Raw genomic sequence first — 26,141 nt, 5'->3', positions numbered from 1 at the left:
GTTGGGTATCTATGGCGCGCCATTTCCGTGAAACGAGAAAATGTGACTTAGTTGCAACGCAATACGGGTTTTTGGGAACAAAGCGCAGTAACACGGCGTTTATAGATGTTATGCGCTGGACTATCTTCCTGCTTTCGACCAGTGCTCCGCGTTGAAATGGGCAGTCCGCTCCATTCAATTTCAGACCTACGACAAAATGATCGAGGCGCAGGAGACACAAATGAACATCTCAAAATTTTTGGCCGCCACTGCTCTTAGCGGTGTCATCGCAACTGCCCCTGCCTATGCGCAGGATGTCCAGCAGGAAGAAACCTTTGACGACAATGTAATCATCGTCACCGCTTCCAAGCGTGAAACCACGTTGCAGGAAACGCCAATTTCGGTATCGGTCACGACCGGCGAAACGCTCGAAAATGCCCAGATCCGTGACGTACTCGACTTGCAGTCGGTCACTCCTTCGCTGCGTGTCAGCCAACTCCAGACTTCTTCGGCATCGACTTTCATCATTCGCGGTTTCGGTAACGGCGACAATAATTTCGGCATCGAGCCATCCGTCGGCGTGTTCATCGACGGCGTGTTCCGTTCGCGTTCGGCTGCTGCTCTGTCCGATCTTCCCAATGTCCAGCGTATCGAAGTGCTCAACGGCCCACAATCGACGCTGTTCGGCAAGAACGCTTCTGCCGGCGTGATCTCGGTGGTAACACGTGAGCCGCAGTTCGAATTCGGCGGTGCGGTTGAAGCTGTTTACGGCAACTATAATAATGTCGTGGTCAAAGGCGACATCACCGGTCCGCTGACAGACAATATCGCCTTCTCGGTTGACGGCAGCTATAACCGTCGCGACGGCTATGCCGATATCGTCAATCTGAACGAAGAGCAGAACAACCGGAACCGCTGGGCAGCTCGTGGCCAATTGTTGTTTGAACCAACACCGGATCTGAAGATTCGTGCGATCGGTGATTATTCGCGGATTGACGAAATCTGCTGTCAGGTGACAACGGTTGTTGCCGGACCAACTGCCGGCGCGATCCAGTTGCTTGGTGGCCAGTTCTCGACCGACCGTTTCGGCTATGATGCATATCTCAACCAGGTTCCGATCAACAAGGTCGACAATTATGGCGGCTCTATCCAGGTCGATTATGACGCAGGACCGCTTTCGTTCACGTCGATCTCTTCCTACCGCGAACTGAAGAATCTGTTCGTCTCGGACATTGACTACAGCAGCCTGGACATCGCCAACGAAACCCGCAACCAAAAGGTCAAGACGCTGACCCAGGAATTCCGGGTCACATCGGACTTTGACGGTCCTGTCAACTTCTTGCTCGGCGGCTATTATTTCGACGAAAGCATTTCGCAGATCAGCCAGATTGAAAACGGCACCCAGATTCGTGATTTCTTCGAGCTTCTGGCTGGCGGAAACCCGGCAGATGTCATCGCCGGTAACCCAAGCGTGTTCAACGGAGTTGAAGCAGGCCTGGGTCTGCAGCAGGAAACGATTTTCCTCACGCCGCTGCTCACTGCCGAACAGTTTTCGATGGATAACACGTCTTATTCGATCTTCGGTACGGTTGATTTTGAACCGGTCGATGGCCTGGTCTTCACAGGCGGCTTCAACTACACCGATGACAAGAAGGACTTTGCACTCGCTCAGCAAAGCTTCGATCCACTGGGGCAAATCAATCTGGTCGATGCGTTCATTGTTGGCGCAACGGCAGGTGCTGTAACGACCAGGGATCAGTTTCAGGCACTTCCGGCACCCAACCAGGCAGCTCTGCTTGCAGCTGCAACCGATCCAACGGTAAATCCGTTGCTCGGCCTTGCTGCTTTCCAGTTCCAGCCACCTTTCCTGACCATCCCGAACGCAGTCGAAGACGGCAAGACCCGCGATGACAAGTTCACCTACCTGTTGCGCGCATCCTATCGCGTGTCGGAAGAAGTGAATGTTTACGGTAGCTATGCAACGGGCTTCAAGGCGAGCTCGGTCAACCTGTCGCGAGATAGCCGGCCTTCCAGCGCCGATTTCGTTGCAGGCCCTGGCGGTTCGACCTTCGCGGCTCCGTCTTCGCCAGTCCTCGATGCCGGTCTGGCACTGCCTAACCTGTCAAGCGGTTCGCGCTTTGCAGGCCCGGAAAATGCCACCGTGTATGAAGTTGGTGTGAAAGGTCAGTGGGAAGGCTTCGGCTTCAACCTCGCATTGTTCGACCAGACCATCAAGGGGTTCCAGAGCCTTGCCTTCACCGGCACCGGTTTTGCCTTGCAGAATGCTGGCCAGCAATCAGTCAAGGGTATCGAGTTTGACAGCACGATCAACCCGACCGACGGCTTGGTTTTCACATTCGCGATGACCTATCTTGATCCGCTCTTCGATTCCTTCACGGGCAGTGTCCTGGGTGACCTGACAGGCGCAACGCCTGCCGGGATCCCCGAGTTCGCTATTTCGACTTCGGCAACCTATTCTCACGAATTTGGCGGCAGCGGGAACAAGTTGATCACGCGGATCGATTATAGCCATGAAAGCAATACGCCGATCAACAATGGCTTGCCGACCTATAACGCTGCTTTGGGCAACACCCAGATTTTCAGCCGCGAGGTCAATCTGGTCAACGGCTCGATGACGCTCAAGCTTGAAAACGGCTTTGAAGTTGGCGGCTATGTTCGCAACCTGTTGAACGACCAGTTCCTTACGACCGTGTTTGACGGCGTTGCTCAGGCAGGCACGGTTTCGGGCTATCCAAGCGCGCCGCGCACCTATGGAGCGGTTGTCCGTTACAAATTCTAATCGGAACCTGTTTCGGTAAAATAGAGCCCCGCCGGGAAACTGGCGGGGCTTTTTTGTATCAAAATTACATCAATTTTACTTCTTATGATGCAAAAATAGAATGTTGGAATGCGCTTTTTGCATTTCTGGCTGGACTTAATCGCGCGATTAGTTGAGTATCTGCTCGTCTGGGGGGATGAGCAAAAATGCCACTCTCCGATAGAATGTTCGGATTTGGGGAGAGAGAAATGCGTAAATCGCTATTGTTAGCCGCTACTGCTATAACTGCAATTTCAGTGCCTGCTTATGCGCAGAATGACAGAGCTGATGTCGACGACAACATCATCATTGTTACTGCACAGAGACAGGCTCAAAGTGCTCAGGACGTGCCGATTGCGGTTTCGGCCTTTTCCAGTGAAGCATTGGAAGCCCAGCAGATCGAAAATAGTTCCGATCTTCAGCTGACCCTTCCCAATATCACTTTTACCAAAACCAACTTCACCAGTTCCAGCTTCACGATCCGCGGGATCGGCGATCTCTGCGTGGGCGTGTCGTGCGATCAGGCAACGGCGATCCATCTTAATGATCAGCCGTTATTTTCAACCCGATTGTTTGAAACAGAGTTTTTCGATCTCGAGCGCGTCGAAGTGTTGCGCGGTCCTCAAGGCACCCTGTTCGGGCGTAACGCGACCGCAGGCGTGGTCAATGTGGTTACCGCCAAGCCGAGAATGGGCGAATTCGAGGCTTCCGGTGATGCCGAATATGGCAATTACAATGCCATCAAGGTCAAGGGCATGGTCAACGTGCCGATCGGCGACAATATCGCTTTCCGCGGTGCCGGTATCTACGTCAAGCGGGATGGTTACACGACCAATCTGAATGGCGGACCTGATCTGGATGATCGCGATCTCTACTCGATCCGCGGTTCTCTGCGTTTCGAGGCCGGCCCGGATACAACGATTGACCTGATGGCTTCTTATTTCCGCGAAAGCGACAACCGGATGCGGATCCAGAAGCAATATTGCCAAAGAGACGAAACCGGTATTTTGGGTTGTCTGAACGCACGCCGCGATGCGCAGCCGTTCAATGCCAATTCAACGTTTACCGCGGCGCTGTCCTCACAGGAATTTCTGGCCACGCAGGGAATCCCGACCGCGTTCGCGCTGGGTAGCCTCTATGGTCCGGACCAATATTCGGGAATTGGCATTCCTGCGGACTCCAGAACGGTCAACACCGCCTTCACGCCGGAATATTTTACCAGCGAGATGACCTTCCAGGGCAAGATCGAACATGATTTCGGTCCGATCAGTGCCCAGCTTTCCGGTACCTACCAGAAGGTGAAGCTCGATTCACGACAGGACTATAATAACAATATCGGCCGGCGCGACATTTATGCACCTGGATTGAATACGCTTGCGGCAGCAGCAGCAGGTCTCATTCCCGGCCTTCCTGCAGCCTATTTCTCACCGCTTGCTGCTGCAATCATTCCCAATGGTCCAGATGGCGTTCTGTGTACTTCGGATACGGACACGATTGGACTCGGGGCATTTGGTGGCAATAGCAACTGTGCCACAACTCCGCTTCAATATGACCGTTCGAACCAGGAGAATAGCAGCTGGTCGGCAGAGGCGATCATCTCGAGCGATCTGGATGGTCCGTTCAACTTCCTCGTTGGCGGTATCTATGCAGATTATCATCTGACCGAGAACAGCTATTATGTGAATGCCTTTGCGATTGATTATGTTGCAGGTTTGCTTGGCAGCTTTACGTCGCTCGGCAATGGCTTGCCGCCTTCGTTCCTCGGTACGCCCTATTTCCGCAACAACACGGACGACCTGACCGTCAAATCCTACGGCCTGTTCGGTGAGGTCTATTTCGACATCAGCGACACTTTGAAGCTGACCGGCGGCTTGCGGTACAATAATGACAAGAAAAACGTGCAGGCGCGTTCGACCCTGGCCAGCTTCCTCGTGCCATATGCTCAAACAACCAATGCGTTTGAGTCTCCGTTCGTCGGATCTTTCGATGCCGATCCAGGTACGCCCGGCAATCAGATATTCCAGAACCGCCAGGTCAAGAACGACGAGATTACCGGTCGCGCAGTGCTTGATTATAAAATATCCGACGATAATCTGATCTATGCATCCTATTCGCGTGGCTATAAGTCAGGGGGCTTGAACCCGCCATTGCAGCCAATCTTCGCAGTTCCGGCGTCGTTCCGGCCCGAACAGGTCGATGCGTTTGAAATCGGATCGAAAAATACATTTGGCGATGGCGCCCTGCAACTCAACCTGACTGCATTCTACTATAAGTATAAGGATTTGCAGCTCAGCAAGATTGTTGCGCGGACCGCAGTGAATGAAAATATCGATGCCGATATCTACGGTGCGGAGGTCGAGGCAATCGTTCGCCCCGACCCGGACTGGACGATCAACATGGGCTTCAGCTACCTGAAAACCAAGGTGAAGGGGGATACGTTCAACAGCGATCCGCGAGACTTTGGCGGTGGTCGATCCGATGCGGTGATTATCAAGGATATCACCAACGCGTCCAACTGTGCGGTCGCATCGGGTTCCGGAAATGCTGCTGGCGTCAATGCTTTCGTCAATACTGTGAACGGGGTCATCAATGCCGGTCTGGTTCCCGGACTTGCTGCTGGTGCCAACCTGCAACCAACGGTGGCATTTCCAGCTGATGGCGGCATCGCCTCTACCGGTGCATTCGGTATTTGCGGTGTGCTCGAAGCGGCTGCCGCCGGAGCCTTTGCCGGTGCTGGCCTCGATCCTGCTGCCTTTGGTGGAATAGAATATTTCGCCGCCGGTGTGCCCAAGAATATTCGGGGCAATGACCTGCCACAGGCGCCAAAGTTGAAATTCTCTGTCGGTGTGCAATATTCGATGAACTTCGATAACGGCATGAGCCTGGTTCCTCGGGTAGATCTTGCCTATACCGGCGAGAGCTACGGCAGTATCTTCAACGGCAATGTCAACCGGATCAAGGGTTACGCGCAGGCGAACGCCCAGATCCAGCTGAACGGGACGGATGACCGCTGGTATGTCCGGGGTTTCATCCAGAATGTGTTCGACAGCAATTCGGAAACAGGGCTGTATGTAACGGATCAGTCATCCGGGCTGTACACCAACGTCTTTACGCTGGAACCGCGCCGCTACGGTATCGGCGCCGGTTTCAAGTTCTGATCTGAAACGAAGATGAATGAAGTGGCCCTGCCGGGAAACCGGCGGGGCTTTTTTTGCAATTTTAAATGCTGTGTCGGCTTTGTTCCGAGCTATTCCGCGAACATCTCCATCGAGATGCCGGCCGTAGTCTTTCGGTCCGCGAGATATCGGAGCTGCTCCAGCCACTCTGGCTGCGGCGCAATAGGGATAATAGTCCCGTGCGGTCAGCGCTTCGCGAATTTCTCGTTATTTGCACAGGTGAAATACGGATAATCTGGATTGGCTCAGCACCTATGCTGGCGCGGCGGGATTTTTGCGGGCGTCGATCCCCCGGATCGAATTTTATCCGCAAAAATGGTGCCGAATATCCGACTCGAACGGATGACCTACCGCTTACAAGGCGGTTGCTCTACCAGCTGAGCTAATTCGGCATGCACTGGATTTGCTGGGCGCTATTAGCGTCAAACCACGCCAAAGGTCCAGCCTTCTTTTTGTGCTATTTCGTCGGTTAGGGCGGACGGGTTCCAGAGGGCCGGATTGCCCGCTTCCCGTTTCATCCAGGCGGCGGTGATCAGGGCATCGGTGCTGTGATCATCATAGCGGGCCAATCGGGCCGGGATCGGTGTATTCAACCGCGTCAGGGCCTGCTTCAGTCCGGCGCGATCGCGGACCTTGCTGCGTCCCTTTGGCTGCCCGGCTGCCAGAGCGGCAACCGTCGTGTAGATTTCCACGATGGCAGGACCGTGATCCGGCACAAGATCGAAGGGCCAAACCGGGATCGCGCCATCCAGTCGATGGAGCAACCGCATGCCGGTCAGGCTGGATTTGCCGACCTGGGCGGCGCCGACCAGATTGAAACAGCTGGCGCTATTGGCCTGTCCGGTTTCCCGCTGATAGTGCTCGACCTGTCGCAAGCGACCTGTGCCGCCGGTGAACAGGTCGCCAATCCGGCCCCGTCCATGCCGAAAATGGCGGTGGGCCTGCGGGTGTTCGAGAAAGCTGGTAACATTGAGATGGTGATCATCGCGGGCGATCTTGTCGATATGACGCCACAAGGCTTTCGCATCGCGGGGACTCTCGTCCCATTCGGGAAAATAGCCGCCCTGATCGAAAAAAGGCAGGGCCATCGACAAGTCGAAACCGATCAGCATGTCCTGCTGAGTCTCTGCGATGCGCAGGAGCCAGTCCAGAACATCGGTGCGCGACCAGTGCGGATCGGGTATTATCAGGGCAGGGGGACCTTCCGGACCAATGACGGCGACGGCGATGCCCTTCGGTCGCTCGGTTCTGGCGCCCGACCAGTCTATGCAGGCAAAATGGGTGAAGTTACGCACACTCGACCCTTAGCGGATCAACCCGGCAAAAGAAAAGGGCGAGTCCGGAGGACCCGCCCTTGTTCTGTAAATTATCGGCCAGTGCCTATTTCTTGGCAACCGGTTTGCGAACCGCAGGCTTCCGCGCTGCTGGCTTGCGGGCAGCAGGAGCCTTGGGTTTTGGCGGGTTGTTGCGGAGGTCCTCAAGAACCTTGCCAGCCACATCGCGTCCACCCCAGCCAAAGGCCAGAGCCGCTGCGGCTGCGCCACCAATTACCAGCGCGGTAAAGGCTGTCTGCACAATCTCTTCGCCAACGCCCATGAACTGCAAGCCCATGAAGGTGAACAAGATTATGGTAGCGTAGCGGATGATCGTTGCCGCCATGCTGCCTTCGTCCGCAGTGCTCATTACACGTGCGAGCAGATTGGCGATCAGGAAACCGGCCATGATCACGACACCGCCGAATATTACCCGGCCACCGAGTTCAAGAACCTGGTCCAATATCCGGGTTAGTTCCGGAAATCCGAGCAAGCGCGTCGCTGCGATAGCAAAGAAGAGCATGATGCCAATCTGGGCAATGCGGGCCAATATGGATGTCAGCGATGTTTTCTCCGGCAATATTCCGATCGCAGCAACCGATTGATCAACACCCAGGCCAGGCAGGATATCCTTGATGATCTGAACGACAAATTTGCTGATCAGATAACCGAGGCCCAGAGTGATCGCTGCCGTGAAAATGGCTGGCAGCGCCTGGAAGATGGTCCGCAGCATTTCGCTGGCCGGTGCCGAAATTGACTCGATATCAAGTATATCAAGCGCAAAAATCGCCACAAAGATAACGGTCAGGGCATAGACGATCGAACCGATTGTCGAGGAAATCTGGCTGTTACCGGTGGCGGTGTCGATACCGCCCCGATTGGCCCATTTGTCGAAATCGAATGTCTGCAACGCGGTTACGACCAGATCGCGCAATATGTCGGCGATCTTGAGACCAACGAAAAAGACCACCACGGCCATTACGATGCCGGGCAGTGCCTGCATGACGGTGTTGAGCAGTCCTTCGATCGGCTGCACGACGCCGCCGAGGCCGAATACGGTCAGGATGGCAATCAGGCCGAATAGCCAGATCAACAGGCTGGCGATCTTGCCGAGCGATTCTCCAAGCGAGGTTCCCGATCCGGTGTCGCGTCGCAAAAATCCGATATTGTCGACCAGCTTTGCAAAGGCCCATTTTGCGGCCTTCGCCAAAACCCAGGTAATAATAAGAATGATGACCGCAAGGCCAATCTTCTGTCCTATTTCTATTGCGAGCTCTGTATCAAGAGCATAATTGCCTATTCGCAACCCATCCATATAGCTTCCCCTATTTCGTTAGTTGTTACAAACGCTACCAGATAACACGTTTTCCAACAAATAGACAGAAATCAATAAATTCCATTGAATTCCGGAGCGTAAAAACTCGTAAAGATCAAGAGCTTGTCTCCATTGCGACAACGACCCTGCCGATGGCTTCGCGGCGTTCCAGTACAGCGAGCGCCTGCGCAGCATCAGCGAGGGAGAACCGGTGGGAAATATGGGGGCGCATGACGCCCTTTTGCGCCAATTCCCTAAGCGCGGCGGTTTGTCGTTTGGCCAATTCGGGATCGCGGCGCGGGCCTTCTCCGGCGCGTACGCCGATCACGCTGTAGGTCTTGATCATGATGTGATTGGCCGGAAAAGATGGAATGGTTCCGCTGGCAAATCCGACGATGAGATATCGCCCGTTCCAGGCTATTGCACGCGTAGCGGTTATCGCAAGCTCGCCGCCGACGGGATCGTAAACGACATCCACACCCTTGCCGTCGGTGAGCGCCTTGACCTTGGCGGCGAGATCCTTGTCGGAAGGGTCAAGCAGATGATCGGCGCCGGCTCGATGGACCGCTTCCAGTTTCTCCTCGTTCGAAGCGACGCCGAAAACGGTCGCTCCGATATGTTTTGCCATTTTCACGGCAGCCATACCGACTCCGCCGCTGGCGCCGAGAACGAGAACCGTCTCGCCGGGTTGCAGATGTCCCCGGGCGACCAGTGCATGCCAGGCGGTCGATGCGGCGGACTGCCAGCAAGCGCCTTCGGCAAAGGAAAGTGCATCGGGCAGGGGAGAGAGGGCCGCTTCATCGACAATCCATTGTTCGGCCAGCGCGCCGCCCTTTCCGCCCGCCATGACCCGGTCACCTGGTTTGAAGTTTTGGACATCCGGTGCGACCTCAAGAACTTCACCGGCCGCTTCCAGTCCGGGTATGAAAGGCGGATCGGGCCGGAACTGATATTTGCCCCGGGTCATCAGCAGGTCCGGGAAATTCAGGCCTGCTGCCTTCACGGCGATGCGGACTTCGCCCGAGGTGAGCGGTCTCGGTAGTCTTGTTTGTATCTCGATCGAGTCGGGGCCGGTCAGATCCGTGCAGACGGCCGCGCGATAGGAGGTCATTGTGCGAGAACCCTGACGACATCACGGGTAAATGCCGCGATATCAAACCGTCCGTCGCTGGTGTCATAGCCGCGCCGGACGATAACCAAATTAAGGGAGGGGATGATAACCAGATACTGGCCGCGGTTTCCGAAGGCAGCAATCGTATCTGCCGGGACGCCTTCGGATTTGTCCATCAGCCAGAATGTCGCGCCATAGCCGAATTCTCGCCCCTCCGGCTGCGGCCCGGAAGGCCTGCTGACATAATCCAGCCAGTTTTCGGGAAGCAGACGTTCGCCGTTCCATACGCCATTGTCGAGATAAAGCTGACCAAGCCGTCCGAGGTCCCGAGCGGTGGTCCAGACCTGACTGGAGAGGATATAATTGCCCTGCCAGTCGGTCTCGGCATAAGTGCGGGTCATACCCAGTTTCTGGAACAGGGCAAACGGATCAAAATCATGCTTCCCGGGCATATAATTGCCGAGTTTGTTCTTCCGCTCCTCATGGGAGGCACGGGCAGCAAGCACCGCTAGCAACGTGTCGTTATTGGCATAGCGAAATTTTGTGCCCGGCTGTTCCAGCAGAGACCAGCTGGTGGCCTGCTGGCTCGCGCTGGTGGCGCCCATGTAGATGCCATCGGTGCGGTTGCCGGCGGTGTCGCTGGTCAGGCCGCTGGCCATCCGCATAAGATTGTCGATGGTGATAGCGCTGCGCGGATCTCCGGTTTCCTGCCATTGCGGCAAGCCGGCTTTGGCGCGCACATCGACCATATTCTGCTGGACCGAGTGGCCGATCAGAGTCCCCGCGATAGACTTCGCAACAGACCATGTCCGCTGCGCGGTATGAAGATCATGACCGGCTTTATATTGTTCGGCCTTGATCATATTCTTGTGCAGGATCAATAGGCCGCTGGTTTTGTTGCCCTCGCCGTAAGTGGTCGCATCGAATGCCTGTTGCGCCACAGCGGCGACGGGCAATCCAGCCGCGTTTTTAGCCGGAGCAGGAGTGATATCTCCCATCGGCCACGGCAAGTCGTCCCGAAAATCACGTGTCTTGACCGGCGCGCGGGTCGGAACGTCGTCAAATCCAATGGGCATGGAAGTGCAACCCGTCCTGTGATTCCAGATTGCGATGCGCGGCGGCATATCCTCGGCAAACGAAACGCGGACCCGCCTTTCGCTCCCTTCCACAACCTCGGACAGTTCCGGCACAATATCGGCTATGCGGTCATATATACCGGTCAGTTCATCGGCCTTGATATCAGCGAGTGCTTTTCCTCCGTTCCAAAGGCCGGAACAGACGAACTGTGCTTTATATCCTGCAGCCAAAGCGCGGTCATAGCGCGATGGCTCTTCATCCTGGGCGAATGCGCTGACCGGAACCAGGGCACCCAGGGCGCAGATACTAACCAGTTTTTTCAGCACGCAAATTCTCCCAATAATCTAGCCGTTCCCGGATTTTATGCTCAAAGCCCCGGTCCACCGGTTGGTAATATGTCTCCGGCTGCATCTCTTCCGGCCAGTAATTGTCACCCGAAAATCCGTCATCGGTTTCATGATCGTAGCTATAGCCTTTGCCATAGCCGATGTCCTTCATCAGGCTGGTCGGTGCATTGAGAATGTTTTGCGGCGGCATCAGCGAGCCGGTGCTTTTGGCGGATTTCCATGCGCCTTTTTGAGCCTTATAGGCTGCGTTGGATTTTGGTGCGGTGGCGCAATAGAGGCAGGCCTGAACGATCGCCAGCTCGCCCTCCGGACTGCCGAGAAATTCATATGCCTGTTTCGCGGCGAGCGCCTGCATCAGGGCCTGCGGATCAGCGAGGCCGATATCTTCGCTGGCAAATCGGACGATGCGGCGAAGCAGGAATAACGGCTGTTCACCGGCCACCAGCATCCGTGCCAGATAATAGAGAGAGGCCTGTGGATCGGACCCGCGCAACGCTTTGTGCAGCGCCGAGATCAGATTATAATGACCCTCCCGATCCTTGTCATAGACCGCCATGCGCCGGTGCAGTATTTTGGCGAGTTGGGGAGGGTCGAGCGGATCGTTGAGGTCCAGCGAGAACAACGTCTCTGCCTGATTGAGCAGGAACCGGCCATCGCCGTCGGCGCTGGCGATCAATGCTTCTCTGGCATCGCTGGTGAGGGGCAGGGGCTTGTCTTCGAGCTTTTCGGCCTTGTCCAGTAACTGGCCCAGAGCGGCCGCATCCAGTCGATTGAGGATGAGAACCTGGGCACGGCTCAGCAAAGCGGCATTGAGTTCAAATGACGGATTCTCGGTCGTCGCACCTACCAGCACCACCGTGCCCCGCTCGACATAAGGCAGGAAACTGTCCTGCTGGGAGCGATTGAAACGGTGTATTTCGTCGACGAACAACAGGGTCGCCTTGCCGGACTGAAAGCGCATGTCGGCCTCGGCAAAAACCTTCTTCAGGTCGGCAACCCCTGAAAATACCGCAGAGATAGCCTTGAAATGCAGGTCGGTCTGATCGGCGAGCAGTCTGGCGAGACTGGTTTTGCCGGTTCCGGGCGGTCCCCAAAGGATGATGGAAGACAGTTTGCCCGCAGCGATCATCCGGCCGATCGTGCCTTCTGCTCCGACCAGATGGTCTTGGCCGACGATGTCGGGCAGCAGACGCGGTCTCAGCCGGTCGGCAAGGGGGGCATCGGGCGTGTTTTCGGAATCCCGCTGTTGTTCTTCGTCATCATCGTCAAACAGTCCCTGCATGACTAGCGGATAGCAGCCGAGGAGATCGGTCCGTGACCGGCGCGCCGCTGGCGGACGAGCCGCATGTAGGTTTGTGCCACGACATTGTTGATCTGGTCCCAGCTATATTCTTCGGCGCGACGTTCCCCGGCGGCGCCGTGTGCGTTGCGGATATCGTGGTGTTCGCAATATAATTGCAGGGCATCGGCAAATTCACGGACAGCGCCGGGCGCTATCAGCTTGCCCGATTCATTGTCTTTGACCAGGCTCTGGCTGCCGGTGGCCTGTGCTGCCACGACCGGAAGACCGCAGGCCATCGCTTCGAGGGTGACATTGCCGAAAGTTTCGGTGATCGAGGGGTTGAACAGCATGTCCATGCTTGCAACCGCGCGGCCGAGATCGCTGCCCTGCTGGAATCCGGCGAAAACGGCACCGGGAATCCGTTCCTCGAACCACTGTTGGGCGGGCCCTTCGCCTATGACCACGACCTTGTGTTTGACCTTGCGGCGATTGAGTTCGTCGATTGCATCGGAAAAGACATCGAGTCCCTTTTCCATCACCAGCCGTCCGAGAAACCCGATCACCGGTTCGTCGTCCGCGATGCCGAGCGCGCGTCGCCATGCCATGTCGCGATGGCCGGAATTGAATATCTCGCGGTCAACCCCGCGAGACCAGATGCCGACGTCATAATTCATTCGCTGGTCGCGCAGCACCTGCGCCATCGATTCGGACGGAGCCACCAGAGCGTCGCAACGCCGATAGAGACGTCGCAGGATCGCCTCGATCACCGGCTCCAGAAAGGCGAGATTATAATAGCGCGGATAGGTTTCAAACCGCGTGTGCACGGATGCCAGAACCGGTATCTCGTTGTTGCGCGCCCACGACACCATCTTGTGGCCGACACGGTCCGGACTGGAAATCTGCATGATATTGGGATTGAACCGCTCGAGATCCCTGCGGACATCGCCGGAAAGGCGGGTCGGAAAGCGATATTCACCACGACCGGGAAAAGCCACGGACGGGACGCTGACAAGATCGCCGGTCGGCTCAAAAGCGGGCGTGTCCGTGGTGGGTGAATAGACCCGCACAGCGGCCCCCTGGCGCAGCAGATAATCCACCAGCCGGTTGAGTGCCTGATTGGCACCATCGCGGACGAAGTTATAATTGCCACTATAAAGGGCAATGCGAAGGTCACTGATTTCCATTCGCGCCTTGAAGCATAATCAAGGGGAAATTGCCAATGTGAACTTGGTTGGCTATCAGTCGCTTATGCTCCGGACGAAGCTCGACCATCTGCTGACTGGCACGCCGAAAATATTTGGCGATGATGGCGAATTGAGCGCGATTGCCAAGGACCCGGTTGACCGGTCGCTAATGCTGGGCTTTGAAGGGCTGGAGGGCAATCAGGTAGGCGATCCGCTGCGCCACGGCGGCCGTGACAAGGCGGTTCATCTCTATCCGATCGAACATTATGATTTCTGGCGGGAGAAATATCCCGATGTCTCCGAGCTGAATGAAACGGGTGCCTTTGGCGAGAATTTCAGTTGTACCGGATTGACCGAGGATCAGCTCTGTCTGGGCGATATTTTCCGGGTTGGGTCGGCATTGATAGAATGCAGCCACGCGCGTCAGCCTTGCTGGAAGCTCAATCATCGATTTGGCAAAGGCGATGTCTTGAAGACCGTGGTGAAAACCGGGAAATCAGGCAGCTATTTTCGCGTCCTGGAAGAGGGACGGGTGAAGGCAGGGGACGACTTTGTCCAACAGGCACGGCCTTATCCCGACTGGCCGCTGGACTGGCTATTCGGCATGATAATCGGCGGCGGGCACAAGGGGCAGGCCGCTGAACTTGTCGCGCTTTCAAAAAACCGGACGCTCGCTGAAAGCTGGCGGGTTCGGGCTGGGCAGCTGGCCGCCGGCTAAGCGGGCTTGATCTCATCCTGCTGTGCCGGGTGCAGGCGCAGTCTGGTGACGCGGCGGTCATCGGCTTCGGTAATTTCCAGAATCCAGCCGCTGGGATGTTCCAGCCTTTCACCCACAGTGGGAATATGGCCCGCCAGCACGAAGCTCAGACCTCCGATTGTGTCGACATCCTCGTCGATCACCTCGAGTGCCGGATCGATCGCCTCGCCGACATCGTCCAGCTCGGCCCGGGCATCTGCCTCCCAGATTCCATCGTCCAGCTTGACGAGCATCGGCACTGGTTCGTCATCATGTTCGTCTTCGATCTCGCCGGTGATCTCCTCGACAATATCCTCGATGGTAACGAGACCTTCCGTGCCATTATATTCGTCAAAAATGATCGCAAGATGGGTGCGTGTGGCCCGCATTTCGGCCAGCAGATCCAGCACGCCCATTGATTCCGGTACGAAACGCGGCTGACGAAGAAAGGGTGCGATATCATCAGGATATTTGCCTCCCTTCGCAACAATCGCGAAGATATCCTTGATGTGGATCATTCCGATAATATTGTCGAGATTGTCGCGATATACCGGAATCCGGCTGTGCCCGTGCTCGGAGAAAATATCGACGAAGTCGCTGAACGGGGAGCTTTCCTCAATCGCAATTATATCGGCACGCGGTACCGCGATATCGTCTACCCGATTATCGCTGAAATGCAGCATGTTCCGCAGCATCTCGAGTTCCAGTGATGATACGTCGGGTCGCCCGTTTGGATCGGATTCCGCATCATTCTCGTGGTCGTCAATGACTTCTTCGATCTGCGCGCGCAGACTATTATCTTCGGTGTTTCCGAATAGCAGAGCCTTCAGGCTCCGCCATATTCGCCCGGGCTCGTCATCTTCCTTGGATTGGCCGCTGCTGCGAGCCACGCCCGTGCCATTTTCCTTTTCAACGTCACTCATATTATTTCTTGATTACCTGTTTTGCGCTTGTTCTGCGTAAGGATTGGCAATGGCCAATGTTGCCAATGCATTGATTTCGATATTTTCCATTACCCCTGCATCGGCCTCGTTCTCGTGATCATATCCTAGCAAATGCAAGGTCCCGTGCACAATCAAATGTGTAACATGGCGGGAAAGGGGGATATCCTTCGCCAGCGCTTCGTCGCGACATGTCTCGAAGGCCAGAATGATATCACCGAGCAAGGCCTCTCCGTCGTCGGTATTCGCCAGCGTCTCGAGCAAATCTGGCTGGATTTGCGGAAATGACAGGACGTTGGTTGGCTTGTCCTTTCCGCGATAGGCCTTGTTGAGAGTCTGGACTTCGTCATTGTCTGACAATTTGACACTGATTTCTATGGCGAAATTGCGCGAGATTATTGCCGCGTGCGACGATGCCGTGATCGCGGCCTTAGCTGCCCGGGCGGCCAGATCGGTCCATTCTGCTTTCTCGTCCCAAGGCGGACAGACAATCATTTCAGTCTGAAGCATCTTTGCCTTCATAGGCTTCGACGATTTTTCCGACCAGCGGGTGGCGGACAACGTCGCTCGCGCCAAATTCGACGACGCTGACCCGATCGATATCCTGCAATTTGGATACTGCGTCGGCCAGTCCGGAAACCGCTTCTCGGGGTAAATCGACCTGCTTGGGGTCGCCGCAGATCACCATCCGGCTGTTCATGCCGAAACGGGTGAGGAACATTTTCATCTGGGCGGCGGTTGTATTCTGGGCTTCGTCAAGGATGACAAAGGCGTCGGCCAGGGTTCGTCCGCGCATGAATGCAATCGGGGCGATTTCGATTTCGCCGCTTTCGATCCGCCGTTCCACCTGCTCGGCGGGAAGCGTGTCGTAAAGAGCGTCATAGAGCGGCCGCAGAAACGGATCGACCTTCTCCTTCAAGTCCCCGGGAAGAAAGCCGATCTTCTCTCCAGCCTCGACCGCCGGCCGAGACAGAATCAGACGGTCGACGGTGCCGGCAACCAGCTGGGAGACCGCTTGCGCTACCGCCAGATAGGTTTTGCCGGTCCCTGCAGGACCAAGGGCAAAAATCATGTCGTCGCGAGCGAGCGCTTCCATATAATGGGCCTGGCGAACCGACCGCGGAAAGATCGTCTTCTTGCGGGTCCTGATCATCACCTTGGGTGCTTCGGCGACATCATCCTTGCCGGTCTTGATCACCGTTCCCGATTTCTTCACCGCTTTTGCAACCCGAGGGTCGGCGGCCATGGCGATAATTGCTTCGACGGCTCCAGCATCAATTTCCTGTCCCTGTTCCAAGCGGTTATAGATGCCGGTCAGGACGGTGTGCGCCTGTGACACGGCCTCTTCTTCGCCCTCGATTTTCAATTTGGTTCCACGTGCGGCGATATAGACGCCGAGCCGGTTCTCGATGGCCACGATATTCCGGTCATATTCGCCGAACAAATCGCCCAAAATGTGCGCGTCTTCAAACTCCAGATCAAGACTGGTGAGTTTGACGGCTTCTCCGGCCTTTGTTTTCTGTGCCATCAGGCAGCCATTCTTTCTTTGATTTCGCCGGTCAGGCTGTTGGGACCTGCACGGGCTATTTCGACCTCGACCATATCGCCGATCTTCAGGTCAGGAGAGATGATGTGAAGCGACTGCAGCCAGGGTGTCTTGCCGATCAGCTGTCCATCCAGCTTGCCCTGTCGTTCCAGCAATATGTCGGTCGTGCGGCCTACGGTTTGCTGATTGAACGCATATTGTTGCTCGTTGAGCAGCGCCTGCAACCGCTGCAGCCGTTCATCCATTACTTCCGGTGCAATCTGGTCGTCCATTCCCGAAGCCGGAGTGCCGGGACGAGGAGAATATTTGAAGGAGAATGCCTGCGAATAATTGGCATCCCGGACGATCTGCAATGTTTCTTCGAAATCCTGATCGGTTTCGCCAGGAAAGCCGACAATGAAGTCGCCAGACAAGGCGATGTCGGGCCGGACCGCGCGCATTTGCTCAAGGATCGTGAGGTAGCTCCGGACGCTGTGCGAGCGGTTCATGGCCTTGAGAATGCGGTCGCTGCCCGACTGGACCGGAAGATGGAGGAAGGGCATCAGCGAGCCCACGTCGCCATGCGCGGCAACCAGGCCATCGGTCATGTCGTTGGGATGGCTGGTCATATAGCGAATGCGTTTCAGGCCCGGGATTCTGTCGAGCGCCCGGATCAGGCCGTCGAGGCCTTGCATATTTCCCTTCTCGTCTTCGCCGCTCCAGGCGTTGACATTCTGGCCCAGCAGCGTGATTTCACGGGCCCCGCCGTCGACCAGCGCCTTTGCTTCGTCGACCAGATCGCTCCACGGACGCGAAATCTCCGCGCCGCGCGTATAAGGGACCACACAATAGGTGCAAAATTTGTCGCAGCCTTCCTGAACTGTCAGGAAAGCGGTCGGTCGTGCCTGTTTCCCGCGGGTTGGCAGAATATCAAATTTCGAAATCGCCGGCATGTCGGTGTCGAGCGCTTTCTTGCCCGATTTCGCGGTTTCCATCAGTTCGGGCAGTCGGTGATAGGCTTGCGGACCGACGACTATGTCGACACTGGGGGCGCGGCGTGAGATTTCCTTGCCCTCGGCCTGGGCGACGCAGCCGGCGACTGCGATCATTGGGCTGCTGCCGTCTTTCCGGCGCAACCGCCCGATATCGGAATAGACTTTATCGACTGCCTTTTCACGAATGTGGCAGGTGTTGAGCACCACCAGATCGGCTGCTTCGCTGTTTTCTGCGGCGGTCATGCCCTGATCGACCAGCATTTCTGACATGCGTTCGCCGTCATAGACATTCATCTGGCAGCCAAAGGACTTGATATGGAATTTTTTAGGATCGGCTTTGGTCATAGCGGCTGCCTATACAATGGGTTTGCCACCCAGGGAAGCCGAAAGCGGTTCGGCGATCCGGCGCCGGGCCTCGGCTGCGATATTCTTTCGGCCTGAATAATGGTCCGGGTCGAAGGGCTCGAGAAAATGTACTTCTACCAGAAAGCTGCTGCGTCGCGTGAGTAGCCGCCAGGCATTCGCAGGCGCGGTTTCGTCGCCAGTCCAGCTAATTTCATCAGCATTCACGCCGTAATTGAGAAATATCGGTTGGACGATTATGCCGGGCGGGGGCGGTTCCAGTACCTTGAGCAGGGGTGCTTTGAAGGGCAGCAGGTCTGAACCGTCAGATGTCGTGCCTTCCGGAAAAATCGTGATCGCCCAGGTTTCCTCAAGGGCGTCGCGCAGCTGGTTGATCTGGTCTGCCACACCCATCCGGTCCGATCGCGAGACGAACACGGTGTCGTTGAGCCGGCAGAGCCAGCCGATGATCGGCCAGTCTCCGATTTCTTCCTTGGAAACAAAGGCAGTGCCGCTATGTCCACCGAGAATTGCAATGTCGACCCAGGATAAGTGATTGGAAATAAAGAATACATCTCGGCGGATCGGGGTGCCGACTATATTGACGCGGGCTCCGCACGCAAAGGCTGCGATTTTGAGAAATGTTCTCGGCCATGGATTGGACAAGCGCAAGATACGCCAGATATAGTAGAATGGTACACAGGCGAACAGGGCTATGAACAGCAGCGCGATACGCAGGGAAAATCTCAAATAGCCCATCAGCGAACTCTGCCCCGCGGTCGATCAGGCGTCGCTTGGGTGTCGCAGGACTGCTGATCCGAGACGGATTTTGGCACTTCAGCTTTTTCTGGCGAGAGATACGCCATAAAGCTCCATACGATGGTCAACCAGTCGGTAGCCCAGCTTTTCGGCAATCTGCTTTTGCAGTGCTTCAAGTTCAGGGTCGACAAATTCGATAACCTTGCCGGTTTCTACGTCAATCAGGTGATCGTGATGTGATTCAGGAACTGCCTCGTAACGGGCGCGGCCATCGCCAAAATCGTGGCGGTCCAATATGCCCGCTTCCTCGAACAGGCGAACGGTCCGGTAGACGGTTGCGATTGAGATGCGGGAGTCTACAGCCGAAGCCCGCTCATGCAGGGTTTCAACGTCGGGATGATCCTCCGCATCGGATATGACGCGCGCGATCACCCGACGCTGGTCGGTGATCCGCAATCCTTTTTCCGCACATAATGCTTCAAGATCGATTTTTTGGGGCATGGACCCTTTCCATTGTCGTTAGGAAGACTCTATGCGGGGCGCAGGATATTGCAAAGCAAAAATTGCGGCAACATTGCCGCAATTTTCTAAACTTGATGCAATGAAGCGGTCCGATTTATTTCTTCGGACCCTTTTTCTTGCCGAGCCCGATGGCCTTGGCAAGCTGGCGGCGCTTTTCCGCGTAATTGGGAGCGACCATAGGATAATCGTTGGGCAAGCCCCATTTGGCGCGATAATCTTCCGGCGTCATGCCATAGTGAGTCATCAAATGGCGTTTCAGCATTTTCAGCTTTTTGCCATCCTCCAGGCAGACAATATAGTCTGGCTTGATCGATGATTTGACCGGAACGGCGGGATCGGGCCGCGCCTGTTCCGCCGCTTTGCCCGAAAGACCTGCTAGGGCTCCGTGAACACTGCTGATGATTATCGGCAAATCCGATACTGCGACGCTGTTGTTGCTGACATGTGCGGCAACGATGTCTGAAGTGAATGTGATAAGCATCTCATTCAGAGCACTTTCTTCTTCCGTCATAATATTATACCTTTATGCGACCATTGTTTTTATTATTTTGCATTTACTGCGAGTTGACATTTACACGAACTCCCGCAAGCTGCAACAGTCAAACAGATGAAATATTCACGAAATCTCTAGTCCGCGAATGTCGCCTTGTAAGTAATGGCGTCAAATTTTTCCTTGTTCGGCCCGGTATAATAGTCCTTACGCAAACCGATCTGGTGGAAACCAAATTCGGCATAGAGTTTCGCCGCCGGGTTATTGGCTCTCATTTCCAGAAAGACGGATGAGACGTCATCGCTTCGGGCGGTCAGCAACATATGTTCTAGCAAGCAATGCCCGACACCCTGACGCTGGTGGTCGGGAGAGACTGCAATCATCAACAGTTCTTCTTCATCAGCGGCCTGACGGCTGATCACAAAACCACAGACTGTGTTATATGTCCGGGCAATCAGAAGTTTGGCGCTGGGCATCGAAAGCATCGAGCGGCATTGATGGTGATTCCAGCCTTCGCCGTAAGTCTTGGGAAAAGCGGTCTCCATGATACGCATGATTTCGCGCAGATCGCCGAGGTTGCCTGGCTGGATATCGATCGGGGCCGGTTCGCGACCATTCCAAGGTCCTTGCCGACTGGCCACGGCTCAGGCGGCTTTCGCTGGCTGGGCGTCGGGCTTGCGTCCATAGAGTGGCTTGGATGACATTTTCTTCATATCGCTGGCTAGTAAAGAGATTTGCGAGGCATTTGGCAATATCGGATAATGAGCGACCGCTCCCACCAGTCCGGCAAGCTCCGTAGCGGCGGATCCGGCAATTACGTCCGCCTGAACCTGAAGGGCCGCCTGGTCTGGCGTCAGTGAGGCAAGCGGCCCCAATGCTTCACCCGCGCCGGAAAAATTCTGGACAAAATATTCGCCATGGCCCGCGAGCATCGCGACGCAGACCGGTTGCGCTGCCTCGAGCTTGCTCAGGGCCTGCGCTGCCACCAGCGAAAGGCAGGAATATCCGTTGATTTCCGCACCCCAGGCCAATGCCAGAGCCTTTGCGGCGGAAATGCCGATGCGAACGCCTGTAAAGCTGCCCGGACCGCAATCGACCAATATCTTGTCGGCCTTGCCCCGGTCAGGGAGCCCTGCGATCGCCGGGATGAGCTTTTCCGCGTGGCCGCGACCGATTTCGGCATAATCCGATGCGATTAACTGGCCATCTTCGAACAGCGCGACGGAGCAGGCCGCGGTTGCGGTGTCGATTGCGAGGAGACGCTCGCCCATCAGCCGGTCAGATCAGACTGTTGAATTTGTCGAAATCGGGGCGGGGGCTGCGTTCGAAAATTGTCGCCGGATCGCCATAGCCCAAAGTCGAAATAAAGTTGGACTTTACCTTGGGTTGATCGCCGAAAAATTCCTTGTCGACCGCATCATTGTCGAAGCCGGACATCGGGCCGGTGTCGAGTCCAAGCGCTCGCGCGGCGAGAATGAAATAGCCGCCCTGGAGAGAGCTGTTACGCATCGCGTGTACTTTGCGCGCTTCGGCATCGCCGGCGAACCAGCTTTTGGCGTCGGCATGGGGGAAAAGCTCCGGCAAATGCTCATGGAAATCCTCATCCATACCGATGATGACGGCGGCAGGAGCTTTGCGGATCTTGTCCTGATTGCCTTCCGCTGCCAGATCAGCCAGCCGGTCTTTCGCTTGCTGGCTATGGCACCAGACGAGGCGCGCCGGCAGCATGTTTGCGCTGGTCGGCCCCATTTTCATGAGATTCCATATGGCGTGCAACTGATCGACCGAGACCGGTTTGTCGTGATAGCCGTTAAAGGTGCGTGCTTTGAGAAACAGCTGATCCAGCGCCGCTTGATCCAGTGGGGAATTCATAGATTTGCCTTTGTCTAGAACGAGAATTTAAGCGGCCTGGACTTCGATGACCTCGGGGACATAATGTTTCAACAAGGATTCGATCCCATGTTTCAGGGTCGCGGAAGAAGACGGGCATCCTGCGCAAGCGCCCTGCATTTTGAGGAACACCGTGCCTTTGTTGAAGCCGCGATAGACGATATCGCCACCATCATTGGCGACAGCCGGACGAACCCGGGTTTCGATCAGTTCCTTGATTTGCGCCACGATGTCCGCATCTTCCGGATCGTCGTGGACTTCCTCTTCGGGAGGAACGGTGATGTCGCCGGCACTGCCCGCCTTGAAAAGGGGAAGTCCTGCCGAGAAATGGTCGAGCAGTATGCTCAGGACCTGGGGTTTCTGATCCACCCAATCGGCTCCCGGACCGCATGTCACCGAGATGAAATCCGAACCGAAAAACACGCCAGTGACATCGCCGAGCGTGAACAAGGCTTCCGCCAGCGGAGATATTTCCGCATCTTCCGGGGACGCAAAATCGCGGGTACCGTCCGACATCACGGGTTGTCCGACCAGAAATTTCAGGGTCGAGGGGTTCGGTGTTTTTTCTGTTTCAATAAGCATATCTGTCATTTGGCGATTAATGGCACCTCTATCAAGGGTTAAACTTCGCTGATCCGTCGCTTTGAGCGCGATTGGCGGGAATATTCACTGGCCAGTAAGATTGGGCCTGCTTATATCCTCAGCATGAACCCTATATCTTCCAGCCCCACCCGATTTTTGTCGTTTTTCTGTTTTGCATTCTGCTTGCTGGTTGTGCCAGGCTTGGCTGCTGCGAAACCAGCGGACGGTGATGATCCGCTGCCCTGGCTATATGAAAACAGTGATGTGCCGGTCGACAAGAGCTGGATCTTTGGCGAACTGGACAATGGCTTGCGCTATGCGGTCAAGCGCAACGGAGTGCCACCGGGACAGGTATCGATCCGGATGCGGATGGATGTCGGATCGCTGATGGAGACCGAGCGGGAACAGGGGTTTGCCCATTTCATGGAGCATCTGACATTCCGCGGCTCGACCCACGTCCCTGATGGTGAGGCGAAACGGGTTTGGCAGCGATTGGGAGCAACCTTCGGCAGCGACAGCAATGCCGAAACGTCGCCGACACAAACGGTCTACAAGCTGGATCTGCCCGATGCCAACCGGACCAGTCTCGACGAAAGCCTGAAAATCCTGTCTGGAATGGCGAGTTCGCCTGGTCTGAGCATCACTGCCGTCAATGCCGAGCGCCCGGTCGTATTGGCCGAATTGCGGGAGCGGGCAGGGCCGCAGTCAAACGTGCAGAATGCCACGCGGAAACTATTTTTTGCCGGGCAATTGCTGGCCAGCCGGGCGCCCATCGGAACACCGGAAACGCTGAGCGGTGCGACGCCGCAGATGCTGCAATTATTCCATCAACGCTGGTATCGTCCTGAGAAGACGGTGATCGTTATCGCCGGAGACGGCGACCCGGAATTGTTCGAGGAGTTGCTGAAGAAACATTTTGCCGGATGGAGCGGAAAGGGCGAGGCGGGCAGCATACCGGACTTCGGTCAACCTCGGGATACGAAAGATATCAGTGAGATCATTGTCGAGCCAAATGTTCCACAATTCATTTCGATGATGATCGCGCGCCCGTGGGAACAGGTCGAGGACACGATTGCATATAATCAGCAGATATTGATCGACCTGTTGGCCATGCAGATGATCAATCGCCGGCTTGAAGCACGGGCGAGGGCAGGAGGCAGCTATTTGCAGGCAAGCGTCGGACAGGATGATGTCAGCCGATCGGTCGACGGCACGTTCATCAGTATTATTCCTTTGGGTGAAGATTGGGAAGCCGCGCTGTCAGATGTCCGGGCAGTCATCGCGGATGCAACGACCATCGCCCCTTCCGAAGCAGATATTGCGCGCGAAATTGCCGAATTTGACGCAGCGCTTGCGATCGGTGTCGAGGGCTATCCCAGTGAGGCTGCCCGGAAACAGGCCGACGATATCGTCAACGCGGTCGACATTCGAGAAACCGTCGCAACGCCGCAGGTTGCGCTGGATGTTTTTCGGGCAATGCGGGACCTATACACGCCGGAGAGATTGCTGGCATCAACGCGCAAGCTGTTCACCGGTGTCTCCACGCGTGCGGTGATGACGTCACCCAATAGCGTAGAAAACGGAAATTCAAGATTGGCCGATGCGTTGCAAAAGAGCGTCGATGCAGCGAGCGATGTCCGCGTCGTTCAGTCCGACATCGGTTTTGATTCACTGAAAAGGATCGGGAAAAAAGGTTCGGTCAAATCGGTCAGGAAGATAGAACGGTTCGAAGTCGAGCAACTGGAACTCGCCAATGGCGTCAGGGTTTTGTTGTTTCCCAATAAGGCAGAGCGGAACAAGATCATGGTCAATGCCAGGTTTGGCAATGGCTTTAGCGGCCTGTCACCGCGTCAGGAATCGCTCGCATGGTCAGGCGCTCTGGCGTTGATGGCGAGCGGTGTCGCCAATCTCGGGCAGGAGGATCTCGACAAGATCACGACCGGTCGCCGGATCGGACTGAGCTTTGATATCGACAATGACGCATTTGAAATAACCGCCGATACTAGGCCGTCGGACTTGGAAGACCAGCTTCATCTTATTGCGGCCAAACTGGCTTTCCCACGCTGGGATTCCGCGCCACTCATTCGCGCCAAAGCCGCTTCGCTGATCGGTTATGACAGCTTCTCCGCGTCGCCGCAGGCAGTTCTGGAGCGGGATCTGGAATGGCTGATACGGGGCAAGGATCCGCGCTGGAAGACGCCGGACAAAGCGGATTTCGAGCAATTGACGCCTCGAAATTTCAAACAGTTCTGGAAACCTATTCTCGCCAGCGGGCCGATAGAACTGATGCTGTTCGGGGATTTCGACCGGGATGTCGCGGTGGAGGCCATATTGAAGACCTTTGGCGCGTTGAAGAAACGTAAGTCGCGGCCCGTTCTGGCCGATGCCACCGCTCCCGATTTTCCGGCGCCCCAGGCTGGTCCGGAAATATTGGTTCACAAGGGTGATGTCGATCGGGCGGCTGCCATGGTGGCCTGGCCGACCGGCGGCGGACTTGAAGATATCCGGGAAAGTCGCAAGCTGGAAATATTGGTGGCCATTTTCAACGATCGACTGTTCGAGATACTCCGCTCGCAGCAGGGCGCAAGCTACAGTCCGCAGGTTTTCAACAGCTGGCCTGCTGATTTTGAAACGGGTGGTTATATCGGGGCGCAGAGCCAGTTGACCCCTGACAATATCGACCGCTTCTACAATGTCGTCGCAATGATCGCCAAGGACCTGCGCGAAAATCCTGTGAGCGCAGACGAACTGACGCGCGTGGTCGAACCGCTACGCCAACTTATCGCGCGGGCGAGCAGCGGCAATACATTCTGGATGAGCCAGATGGAGGGGGCGAGTTACAAGCCACAGAAATTTGTGGCTCTGAGAACGTTGCTCAGTGACTATACCGTGATAACACCAGAAGAGGTGCAGGCGCTGGCTGTAAAATATCTTGATGACGGGACGGAATGGAAGCTCGCCGTGCTGCCCGAGTTGAGCCCTGTTGCGGCCAATGATAATGAACCGGCGATTTCGCAAGCGGAGGCCGCCGGCAGCAACTAGATCGAGTCAATCAGAGCGAGAATCTGCTCGTTGGTCGGCCGTTTCTTGAAATCGCCTGAAACCGACTTTGCGAGAATTTTGCCATTTTGATCGATGGCGAAAACCGATGCGTAAGGAACGCCGGCGGCGCGGCCTTCGGTATATTGCGGGTCTCGCAAGCCGAATCCGTCGATCACGCTCGATTGCTGGTCCGAGAGCATCTTATATTGCAACATCTGGTTTTTCGAAAAGCGGTCCTGTTGATCAGGGCTGTCATAGGTCAGGCCATAAAGACCGTAGCCGCGTTCTTTCAGATCATCCACAATCGAGTTGATCGATTTTAACTGGGTCTGACAATAAGGGCACCATTCAACGGACCGGGTAAATACCAGGACGGCAGGGCCGTTTTCCAGGATTTCCGCCAGAGTCGTTTCATCGCCTTTGGTCAGCAATGTGGTCCCCAGCGGGACCCGTTCTCCAACCTTCAGGCCGGCATCGATGCTCTCTGCCTTGGTTATCGGCGCGACGACAACCTCGGGCCTTTCTTCCGGCTGACCGGTAGCCTCGGTGGCCGGCGCGGGGGCTGGATCGGAACATGCCGACAGTCCGGCGACGGCAACCGATGATAAAAGCAAGGCGGCTCGGAACATGATGCACTCCATATGATTTACCTTCCCCGGTTCGAGGTTCGCGGAGATTTTGTTACAGCTGCCACCGGAATTCCGACAGGGAAGGG

23 protein-coding genes and 1 tRNA gene are annotated in these 26,141 nt (G+C 55.9%); 4 read left to right on the top strand and 20 right to left on the bottom strand.

Features of this window, described 5'->3' with window-relative positions; all coding sequences use genetic code 11:
• Positions 1-220: 220 nt before the first annotated feature.
• Positions 221-2,779, top strand: coding sequence for a TonB-dependent receptor (locus tag HUO14_RS08715; RefSeq protein ID WP_176279447.1), 2,559 nt, complete (start codon positions 221-223; stop codon positions 2,777-2,779).
• A gap of 227 nt (positions 2,780-3,006) precedes the next feature.
• Entirely contained in the window at positions 3,007-5,955 is a 2,949-nt protein-coding gene (locus HUO14_RS08710; RefSeq protein ID WP_176279446.1) for a TonB-dependent receptor, read from the top strand.
• On the opposite strand, the gene HUO14_RS08705 is transcribed toward HUO14_RS08710, so the two are convergent.
• The 8 genes from HUO14_RS08705 to HUO14_RS08670 all read right to left on the bottom strand — a co-directional run bounded on the left by HUO14_RS08705 (position 5,881) and on the right by HUO14_RS08670 (position 13,602).
• Positions 5,881-6,162, bottom strand: coding sequence for an excalibur calcium-binding domain-containing protein (locus HUO14_RS08705; protein WP_217907984.1), 282 nt, complete (start codon positions 6,160-6,162; stop codon positions 5,881-5,883). The genes HUO14_RS08710 and HUO14_RS08705 overlap by 75 nt on opposite strands.
• Positions 6,163-6,289: 127 nt before the next feature.
• Positions 6,290-6,365: transfer RNA gene (locus HUO14_RS08700), tRNA-Thr, on the bottom strand.
• A 30-nt stretch (positions 6,366-6,395) separates the two neighbouring features.
• On the bottom strand, positions 6,396-7,268 hold the full coding sequence (locus HUO14_RS08695; RefSeq protein ID WP_176279445.1) for a hypothetical protein: 873 nt from the start codon (positions 7,266-7,268) through the stop codon (positions 6,396-6,398).
• 85 nt (positions 7,269-7,353) lie between these two features.
• Positions 7,354-8,601 (bottom strand): mechanosensitive ion channel, encoded by a 1,248-nt coding sequence (locus HUO14_RS08690; protein ID WP_246255365.1) that lies wholly within the window; start codon positions 8,599-8,601, stop codon positions 7,354-7,356.
• 115 nt (positions 8,602-8,716) lie between these two features.
• Positions 8,717-9,712, bottom strand: coding sequence for an NADPH:quinone oxidoreductase family protein (locus HUO14_RS08685; RefSeq protein WP_176279444.1), 996 nt, complete (start codon positions 9,710-9,712; stop codon positions 8,717-8,719).
• Positions 9,709-11,115, bottom strand: coding sequence for a serine hydrolase domain-containing protein (locus HUO14_RS08680; RefSeq protein ID WP_343046073.1), 1,407 nt, complete (start codon positions 11,113-11,115; stop codon positions 9,709-9,711). Before HUO14_RS08680 ends, HUO14_RS08685 begins: the two co-directional genes overlap by 4 nt.
• Entirely contained in the window at positions 11,096-12,418 is a 1,323-nt protein-coding gene (locus tag HUO14_RS08675; protein WP_176279443.1) for a replication-associated recombination protein A, read from the bottom strand. The genes HUO14_RS08680 and HUO14_RS08675 overlap by 20 nt, the downstream gene beginning before the upstream one ends.
• Positions 12,419-12,420: 2 nt before the next feature.
• The gene (locus HUO14_RS08670) at positions 12,421-13,602 is read right to left on the bottom strand and encodes a glycosyltransferase family 4 protein (protein WP_176279442.1); all 1,182 of its coding nucleotides are present in this window, start codon (positions 13,600-13,602) and stop codon (positions 12,421-12,423) included.
• 37 nt (positions 13,603-13,639) lie between these two features.
• Here HUO14_RS08670 and HUO14_RS08665 point away from each other — a divergent pair, with 37 nt between their 5' ends.
• Positions 13,640-14,320, top strand: coding sequence for an MOSC domain-containing protein (locus tag HUO14_RS08665; RefSeq protein ID WP_343046072.1), 681 nt, complete (start codon positions 13,640-13,642; stop codon positions 14,318-14,320).
• Here the strand turns inward: HUO14_RS08665 and HUO14_RS08660 are convergent.
• From HUO14_RS08660 to HUO14_RS08610, 11 genes are all read right to left on the bottom strand, one after another.
• On the bottom strand, positions 14,317-15,261 hold the full coding sequence (locus tag HUO14_RS08660; protein WP_176279441.1) for a hemolysin family protein: 945 nt from the start codon (positions 15,259-15,261) through the stop codon (positions 14,317-14,319). The genes HUO14_RS08665 and HUO14_RS08660 overlap by 4 nt on opposite strands.
• A gap of 12 nt (positions 15,262-15,273) precedes the next feature.
• Positions 15,274-15,789 carry an rRNA maturation RNase YbeY gene (gene ybeY / locus HUO14_RS08655; RefSeq protein ID WP_176279440.1) on the bottom strand — a complete coding sequence of 172 codons (516 nt, stop codon included), beginning with the start codon at positions 15,787-15,789 and terminating at the stop codon, positions 15,274-15,276.
• Positions 15,776-16,807 carry a PhoH family protein gene (locus HUO14_RS08650; RefSeq protein WP_176279439.1) on the bottom strand — a complete coding sequence of 344 codons (1,032 nt, stop codon included), beginning with the start codon at positions 16,805-16,807 and terminating at the stop codon, positions 15,776-15,778. Before HUO14_RS08650 ends, ybeY begins: the two co-directional genes overlap by 14 nt.
• A complete protein-coding gene (miaB, locus tag HUO14_RS08645; RefSeq protein WP_176279438.1) occupies positions 16,807-18,144 on the bottom strand; it encodes a tRNA (N6-isopentenyl adenosine(37)-C2)-methylthiotransferase MiaB in 1,338 nt (445 codons plus the stop codon). Before miaB ends, HUO14_RS08650 begins: the two co-directional genes overlap by 1 nt.
• Before the next feature lie 9 nt (positions 18,145-18,153).
• The gene (locus tag HUO14_RS08640) at positions 18,154-18,900 is read right to left on the bottom strand and encodes a lysophospholipid acyltransferase family protein (RefSeq protein WP_176279437.1); all 747 of its coding nucleotides are present in this window, start codon (positions 18,898-18,900) and stop codon (positions 18,154-18,156) included.
• A gap of 78 nt (positions 18,901-18,978) precedes the next feature.
• A complete protein-coding gene (locus HUO14_RS08635) occupies positions 18,979-19,401 on the bottom strand; it encodes a Fur family transcriptional regulator (RefSeq protein WP_176279436.1) in 423 nt (140 codons plus the stop codon).
• 115 nt (positions 19,402-19,516) lie between these two features.
• Positions 19,517-19,933, bottom strand: coding sequence for a Ros/MucR family transcriptional regulator (locus tag HUO14_RS08630; RefSeq protein WP_176279435.1), 417 nt, complete (start codon positions 19,931-19,933; stop codon positions 19,517-19,519).
• A 116-nt stretch (positions 19,934-20,049) separates the two neighbouring features.
• Entirely contained in the window at positions 20,050-20,553 is a 504-nt protein-coding gene (gene rimI / locus HUO14_RS08625) for a ribosomal protein S18-alanine N-acetyltransferase (RefSeq protein ID WP_343046071.1), read from the bottom strand.
• Between the two features lie 3 nt (positions 20,554-20,556).
• Positions 20,557-21,183, bottom strand: coding sequence for a tRNA (adenosine(37)-N6)-threonylcarbamoyltransferase complex dimerization subunit type 1 TsaB (gene tsaB / locus HUO14_RS08620; protein ID WP_176279434.1), 627 nt, complete (start codon positions 21,181-21,183; stop codon positions 20,557-20,559).
• A gap of 7 nt (positions 21,184-21,190) precedes the next feature.
• Complete coding sequence (locus tag HUO14_RS08615) at positions 21,191-21,784, bottom strand: malonic semialdehyde reductase (RefSeq protein ID WP_176279433.1); 594 nt, start codon at positions 21,782-21,784, stop codon at positions 21,191-21,193.
• Positions 21,785-21,811: 27 nt separating this feature from the next.
• Positions 21,812-22,384, bottom strand: a complete 573-nt coding sequence (locus HUO14_RS08610) for a NifU family protein (protein ID WP_176279432.1) — start codon at positions 22,382-22,384, stop codon at positions 21,812-21,814.
• Positions 22,385-22,576: 192 nt separating this feature from the next.
• Between HUO14_RS08610 and HUO14_RS08605 the strand changes: the two genes are divergently transcribed.
• Positions 22,577-25,426: a M16 family metallopeptidase gene (locus HUO14_RS08605; protein ID WP_425500482.1), complete on the top strand. Its 2,850-nt coding sequence runs from the start codon at positions 22,577-22,579 to the stop codon at positions 25,424-25,426.
• On the opposite strand, the gene HUO14_RS08600 is transcribed toward HUO14_RS08605, so the two are convergent.
• A complete protein-coding gene (locus tag HUO14_RS08600) occupies positions 25,423-26,055 on the bottom strand; it encodes a peroxiredoxin family protein (RefSeq protein WP_176279430.1) in 633 nt (210 codons plus the stop codon). The genes HUO14_RS08605 and HUO14_RS08600 overlap by 4 nt on opposite strands.
• Between the last annotated feature and the right edge of the window lie 86 nt (positions 26,056-26,141).

It is taken from the genome of Parasphingorhabdus flavimaris, from assembly GCF_013371215.1.
Taxonomy (GTDB): domain Bacteria; phylum Pseudomonadota; class Alphaproteobacteria; order Sphingomonadales; family Sphingomonadaceae; genus Parasphingorhabdus; species Parasphingorhabdus flavimaris.
This window is presented reverse-complemented; position numbering and strand designations above follow the sequence as displayed.